Raw genomic sequence first — 7,166 nt, forward strand, 5'->3', positions numbered from 1 at the left:
TGGCTGTATGTGATCTGGCACTGCTGGCAGGACGGCGTCGCCTACGACCCCGCCAAGCACGGAGCCCTCCAGGCCCTGCTCAGACAAGATCAACAGGCGGCGGCTTGACACAGGGCTACTCATGCCGTCTCCTCCCCTGTGGTGATCAGCTCATGGAGGCGCCGGGCCTGTTTGACGAAGGCGCTGCCGCCGGTCCGCTGCGCGGCCGCGGCCAGTCGTGGGATCCGTAGGCGGGCGCCGGTGAGGGAGGCTGCGGTTGCGGCGACGATGAGCAGGTCGGTCATGCTGGTGCGGGGTCGCTCCCGCGCTTGCGGGAGGAGCTCGGTGAGCATGCGCGCGGCGGCGTCCCACACCTGGGCGTGCGCACCGGCCGCAAGGGCGTCCGCGAGCGCGGTGACGACGCGGCCGAGCCTGACCATGTCCGCCGCGACGAGCACGGACAGGAAACCTCCGAGATCGCCACCGTTCAGGTCGCCGTGGGCGGCGTGGACCAGCAGCGCGTCGACCGCGATGCCCCGCGCGCCGTCGTCCTCACAGCCAAGGCCGTGGGCGAGTGCGGCGGCGGTCACCGCACCGACCGGCCCCTGCCCGCAGGCGAGCCGGTACAGCGGTGCCAGGTCGGCCCGGCGGGATTTGATCAGCGGGGGCAGCCGCGGCAGGATCCAGGCGGTGATCACCTCCCGGTGGGACGGCATGAGCAGGGGCCACCAGCCCATCGTCTGGGAGGCGGTGTTCACCGCATCGGCGGGATTGACGACGCTCATGCGCCGGACGAGGTCCGGCAGGTCCTCCTCGTGAGGCCGCACGGCGGGGAAGATCCGCGTCACGATCGTGGCAGAGCCTTCATAGAAGGGCAGCCGCACGACCCGGTGGCCGATCACCGGGTCGGCGAGCCCGCCCCGCCGTAGCCACGCTGCCAGCTTTCGGCCCGCGGTCGATGTCAGCGTCCCGGCCCGGGTGACCGCCGCCGGGGGGATCGTCTGCGGTAGCCGCAGGAGCGCCTGCTGGAAATCGGCATCCAGTGGCTCGGCGCAGGCCGCTTCCAGCCGCTCCATACGCTCGACCAGGGTCATCGGGTCGATGTGCCCGGACGTGACGGTGGGCGTGGCCAGCAGCACCGGCACGTCCCCGGTTTCGAGCTCGCGGGCGATCTCCCGCAGGCGTGTCACGACGAGGATGTCGGGAGCCGGGTCCCAGTCGCGGAAGGGGTAGAACTTCACCAGGCCGCGGAGCCTTCTGCCGGCCTCGGGCGCCACCGCGGCGAGCACGGCGCGCATCGTCAGCAGATGCGGATCGTCGTTCATCCCGCCGATGCCGTGGGCGGCGAGCTCGACGTCGAACAGGAACGGCCAGCTCGCGCGAAGCACCGGCTCGACGACCGCGCGGACCGCCTCGCGGTCGCGGTGGACGAGCGTCACCAGCCCGGCGAGCAGGCGTTCGACTGTCAGCGGGTCCCGCGCGGTGACGGCCAGTTCGGCGAGTTCCTCGGGCAACTCGATGACAGGGACCGGCTCAGCCTCCTCTGCCGGTGGGGCCGGCAGGGCGGTCGGTGCGGGGACCCGCCGCCCGTCCAGGTGGAAGGCCGGGGTCAGCCGGTCCCGCAGGTCGGCGGGAAGAGCGTCCGCCGCCGCGCGGACGGCTGCATGACCGTCTTCGTCCGCGTGGCCGGCCAGCCGTGACGCCGCCGCGACGGCGCGTTCGGCGATGTCGCGGTGAGCGTTGCCGAAGGCCGCGGCGAGTGCTTGCAGAGCGGCGCCGGTCCGCTCCTGCCTGCTGCGGGTGCCGGCCTGCGCCCAGGTGAGGGCCGCGCGGACGATTTTCTTCTCTGGACGGAACATCAGCGTTTTGGTCGCTTCGGCGAACAGTTCGTCCGAAAGCAGCCCGGCGTCGTCCGCGCGCCGCAGCTCGCTCACGGCGAGCTGAACGACCGGTCCCGGGGCGGTGGGCACCAGCCGCGCCAGATCCCTGACGGGGATCTCCTGTGGGCTCGGCCGCAGGGCGGCGTAGAGGTCGGTGAACGGCCGAGTCTCACCGTCGACGAACGCGCCTGCGCAGCCCTCCAGCAACGTGCCGCGCTCCAGGACGCCGTCGCCCGCCTGGTGCGCCACGGCGGCGGCCCATGCGGGAACCAGGTCTCCTGTTCCACGCAGCTGCGCCGCCAGACCTCGGCTGCGCAGCAGGCTTCCGGCCAGATGACGGGTCAGCCGCTCATCGGTGACACCGCCACCGGCGCCGGCCACGGCATACAGCCAGCCGAGCACGAAGGCGGAATCGCCGGGCGGCTCGAGGCCGGTCTCTTCCACCAGGCGGGCGGCCGGGTACCACGCCGACAGCCAGTGCGCCCGCCCCCCATCGGCCTCGTCCCTCCACACCTGCTCGCCCGCCAGCCGGCGGACGAGTTCCGCCCGCCACCGCGTCGACCGGCCGCGCACCACCCTGGCGATGCGGCGCGCGTCGTCCTCGTGCCCCTCGAACAACCACAGATCGGGGCGGGTCAGCCAGAATGCGACCTCGACCGCGTCGTTGAAACAGGCCGCGCCGGCCACACGCAGCGCGGGCGCCTGCGGGTCATGCGGCGGGCCGTCCCACCAGCCTCTCCCGAACCCGCCCTGTGCGGCGAACTCCCGCAAGTGCCCGGCCAGCGCGCGCCTTGCCTCGTCATCCGCCCGCTCGAGCAGATCGGCGGCGCCTTCCGCATCTGCGGCCCGGAGGCGGCCCGGCAACCCGCCCGGCTGCCCGGCCCGCTTCACGATCGCAGCCCAGAAGCTCATCGGCTCACCTGCTGCTGAAGGCGGCGGGCCTCCTGGACCAGCCGGCTGGATCCCCCGCGCGCCGCCACCTCGGCCAGCCCGGGAACGCCGGCGCGTTGCCCGCTGAGGGTGGCCGCCTTGACCGCGACCGCGAGCAACTCCCCCAGCCCGGCACGGGGCTTGTCCCCTGTGCGCGGAAGCAGGGGCGGCAGTGCAGTGAGGAGAACACGCCACACCGCCGCGTGCGCGCCCGCCGTCGTCGCCTCGTCCAGGGCGGCGGTGATCCGGTTGAGCTTGACCAGACCGGCGTCGACCAGCCGCGCGACGGCCTGACCGAGATCGGTCGCGGGCAACTGCCCGCGCGCCGTCAGGGTGACGAGGGCATCGACGGCCCCGCCCCGCTGTGCGGGGTGCTTGTTCCCCATCCCTATGGCGAGCGCACTCGCGGTGGCCGCCCCGACCGGCCCGTCACCGTGAACCAGCGCCGCGAGAACTTCACCCCCGCCGCCAGAGCTGTCGATGTCGAGGGTCAGGGTCTCCAGCAGGTGGGCGGCGACGACCTCCCTATGGGAGGGCATGACGGCCGGCCACCACACCGTCTCCCCCGCGCCGTACAAGGCCGTCGCCGGCCCCGTACAGAGCTCGGCGACGGGCTCGGGAACATCGGCCGGCGGCGCGATCCGGACGTACATCTCCCGCACGGTGACGTAGTGGTCCGGGCTGGTGTTCCAGTGCGCGTACGGCCGCTGCGCCGTCTCCATGCCGACGGTCACCTCGGGGTCGGGCAGCCCGCTCCGCCGCAGCCACTCCGCCAGCGTCCGGCCCGCCCGCGAGGTCAGCCCTTCGGCTCGTACGGCGGCCCGCGAGTCGGTCTCGCGCGGCAGCCGCAGCAGCGCCTGGTGGAAGTCGGCCTGAAGCGGCTCGGCGCCCTCCAGCCGCTCCATCCGCTCGATCAGCGTCTCCGCGTCGACGTGGCCGGTGGGGGAGGTCGGTGTGGCCAGCAGCACCGGCACGCTGCGGCCCGCCTCCAGCATCTCCATGACTTCCCGCAGCCGGCGCTGCACCAGCAGCTGGATCGGCGAGTCATAGTCAGGCTGGCCACGCCTGTAGTCCGCCAGCAGGGCCGACAGCTTCCTGCTGTCGGCGGGCGCGACGACCGCCAGCGCGCAGCGGCTCATCAGCGCGTGGGTGCTCCGATCGAAGCCGCTCATGCCGTACACGTAGACGGTCGGGTCGAACGGCTGCCGCCAGTGCTTGTGCCACCACGGCCGCAGTGCCTGTGCCACGGCGTCCCGGTCGCGGTGGGTCAGCTCGACCAGCGCGGCAAGTGTGCGTTCGAACTGCGGCGGCTCGTCCGGCCACCGCAGCGCCTCGAGTTCCCAGGCCAGGTCCTCCGGCGAGGTGAGCAGGGGCGGCAAGGCGGGCAACGGGTTCACCGCCAGGGCGGCCAGGACCAGCGTCGGCGGCTCGGCGGCCTCCACCGGACCGGCGACCGCCGCGATCTTCTCGCGCAGGTCGGCGGGAAGCCGGCAGGCCGCCGTACGGACCATGTCCAGGGCCGGGCGGGAGGCGTGCGGAGCGAACTTGACCGCCAGCCGCACGGCCCGGTCCCCCAGCGCGGGAGTGTCCTGGTCGAACACGGCCGCCAGCGCCGGCAGGACGCCGTCGGCCCTGGACGGCGCGGCGCCGGCGATCCAGCGCAACGCGGCCGTGACGTACTTCTTCTCCGGCCGGAAGGCCAGCGCCGCGACCGCCTCGGCGAACGGATCGTCACCCAGCAGTCCCGCCTCGTCGAGCCGGCCCAGCTCCTCCAGCGCGAGCTGGACGAACGGAGACGCTGCCGACGGCAGCAGCCGGACGAACTCGACGGCGGGAATCTCCCTCGGCTCGGGCCGCAGACCACGCCACAGCGTCACGAACGGGGCGATCTCGTCAGCCTCCCCGCCCGCCAGGAACCGTTCCACACACCCGCCGACGAGCACCTGCCGCGGCACCCGGCCCTGCCCCGCGAGCGTGACCAGCGCGGCGACGACACCCCTGTCGCCGTTCCATCCGACGTCCCAGGCAAACGCCTGGGCGGCGCCCCCGGCCCGGAACGCCCGGGGCAGCAGGTGCCCGAGCAACGGGTCCCCGGCGAGCACGTCGGGCGTGCCCTGGTTCATCCAGTGCCGCCTGACCAGCCGCCACAGCCAGCCGGCGGTGAACGCGTCGTTGTCCGGCGGCTCGATGCCCGTTTCCAGCACCAGGCCCGCGGCCAGATCCCACCCCGGTACGCCGTTCTCCATCAGCCCTGACGCGGACCCCGACGGCGGCCGTAACCGCTGCACCAGGCGAACGGCCAGATCTTCGCGCCATGTGGCCGGCCGGTCCCCGATGAGGGCCAGGATCCGGGCGGCGTCGGCTTCGGGCTCGCGCACCCAGCGCAGGTCCCGCCGGTTCAGCCATGCCGCGACCTGCGCGGCCCCGCTCAGGCAGGCCGCCCCCGCGAGGCGGAACGCGTTCGTCCGGTCCTGCACCCAGCGTCGGCCCTCCCACCCCTGGGCCAGCCGCTCGGACAGATATCCCGGCAGCTGATCGGCGACCGCCCGCCGGCCATGCTCGTCAAGGGTGGCCAGGAACGGTGCCAGCTTCTTGCCGTCGCCCGTGTCGATGCGGGCGGCCACCTCCTTCCAGGGATTCATCGCGTGCCGTCCTTCGGGTCCGTCTGGGCCTGGTCGCGCACCTGCTGGGCGGCCAGCACGTGCTTGCACGGGCCGCGGCTGCCTCGGAAGTCGGCGTACCAGGGGCACGTGCAGACCGGGCCGCCCGGGGTCAGCCGAACCCGCCGCTCCCCCACCACCGCGGTGTCAGGAGCGGTGAACCGGACGGCTCCTCGCTTCACCAGGTCCCGGGCCGCTTTCAGCCGCGGATTCATCGCCGCCACCCGGCCCGGGTCGTAGGGCAGCTCCCGGTGGAAGTGCGCCGCCTCGGCCACGTCGTAGCCGACCCGGCCCGCCGTACCGAGCTGGGTCAGCGCGGCGCGGATCCGGTCCCTGGGCAGCCCGCACCGTTCCGCCAGCAGATCGGCGTCCAGGCGCGGCTCGAACGCCAGCATCGCACCGACCAGGTCGGCGTCCTCCTCCGCGTGCGCGGTGGCCAGGTCGTCCAGCACCGCGCCCTCCCCCGAAAATCCCCTGCGCGGCTCCGGCGACAGGGTCAACACGTAGCGCATGCCGGGCAGCTCCAGCTCCCAGGCGCTCGCGACCGCAAGCCCGTGCGCCGGGACGGCCGGGCCGTACACCCGCAGGCCACTGGCGAAGCGCAGCAGAGGCAGCAGGGTGGCCAGCCGGTCGGGGCCGGGCAGGCAGACCGCGCCCGCCGCCGGACGGGCCGACAGACGCAGCGACCTGCCGGCGGGCACCGCCCACAGCACCCCGCGCCTGGGCAGCGACCGCAGGAACCGCACCGCCTCCGGCCCGGTCAACTCCGCGCGCAGGTCGAACCCCGAGGCGATGACCTGCACCTCGGCGAAGCCGCGCACCCACCGCGTGGGCAGCGGCACCTTCTTCTCCACCACCGCGCCGTCGAGCGTGGTGGCCACCAGTTCCTCGACGCCGACCCGCAGGTGCAGAGGGTCGTTCCCGCCGACCCGGACCAGCGCCCGCCGCAGCGGGTCGTTGACGTCCACGTTGGTGGTGCCGAGCTCGACGACTTCGCCGTCGAGGGCCTGCTGCAGGACATCCAGCCGGGCGTAGACGCCGCCGCAGGCGGAGAAGGACTCGAAGCGCAATCGGTCACCGTTGCACGTCACCACCGGATCACGAACGATGCCTGTGGGCCGGGCGTCGTAGTAGCGGGCCCTGGCCACGTCGGCGACCCCGAGCAGCCCAGCCGCCGCCGGCGCCGCCCGGGTCAGCAGGCCGCTGAAGAACGCGGGGTGGAAGGCCGGCCCGCTGGGGGTCACGCCCCCGGAGGTGGACAGGTCGAGCAGACCTGAGGACAGGTCGAGCCCGGAGGAACGCACATAGGAGTACGCCAGCACCGCATCAGCCATGGCCCGGGACGCTACAGATCATGACCGACATTCCGCCGATGCCTGAGCCGCTTGCGCCGATCGGACGCCGATGTACTGCGGGTGTCGCTGATCTCGTCGCCGCTGCAGCGCACCGACCGCGGGGACGGCTGCGCGCCGAGCCCGCCTGGTCCCCGGCGACGTCCCGCAGGAACCGCGAGAGCCGCGAGCATGGTCTTCCCCGCGACGTGCCGGCGGCCAAGGCTGCGCGTCCGAGGCGGCGCACGCCTGGCCGCGCCTAGAAGGCCACTGAAGATCTTGTGTTCTGGCCTCGTTCTTTCTGTGCTGAGGCCACAGTGGTTGATGTGCAGGGTGAGTGGGCTGGGGAGCTGGTCGGGCCGGATGTGTGGCAGACCTGCCGAGAG

The 7,166-nt window shown here is 73.5% G+C and carries 3 protein-coding genes; all 3 read right to left on the reverse strand.

Features of this window, described 5'->3' with window-relative positions; genetic code table 11:
- Positions 1–119 precede the first annotated feature (119 nt).
- The 3 genes from HHX30_RS40115 to HHX30_RS40125 are packed head-to-tail and all read right to left on the reverse strand — an operon-like array spanning position 120 to position 6,783.
- On the reverse strand, positions 120–2,771 hold the full coding sequence (locus HHX30_RS40115) for a DUF6493 family protein (protein ID WP_169989179.1): 2,652 nt from the start codon (positions 2,769–2,771) through the stop codon (positions 120–122).
- A complete protein-coding gene (locus HHX30_RS40120) occupies positions 2,768–5,431 on the reverse strand; it encodes a DUF6493 family protein (protein WP_169989180.1) in 2,664 nt (887 codons plus the stop codon). Before HHX30_RS40120 ends, HHX30_RS40115 begins: the two co-directional genes overlap by 4 nt.
- On the reverse strand, positions 5,428–6,783 hold the full coding sequence (locus tag HHX30_RS40125) for an SWIM zinc finger family protein (protein ID WP_169989181.1): 1,356 nt from the start codon (positions 6,781–6,783) through the stop codon (positions 5,428–5,430). Before HHX30_RS40125 ends, HHX30_RS40120 begins: the two co-directional genes overlap by 4 nt.
- Positions 6,784–7,166 lie beyond the last annotated feature (383 nt).

The sequence above is a fragment of the Microbispora sp. H10836 genome (assembly GCF_012999525.1).
GTDB lineage: Bacteria > Actinomycetota > Actinomycetes > Streptosporangiales > Streptosporangiaceae > Microbispora.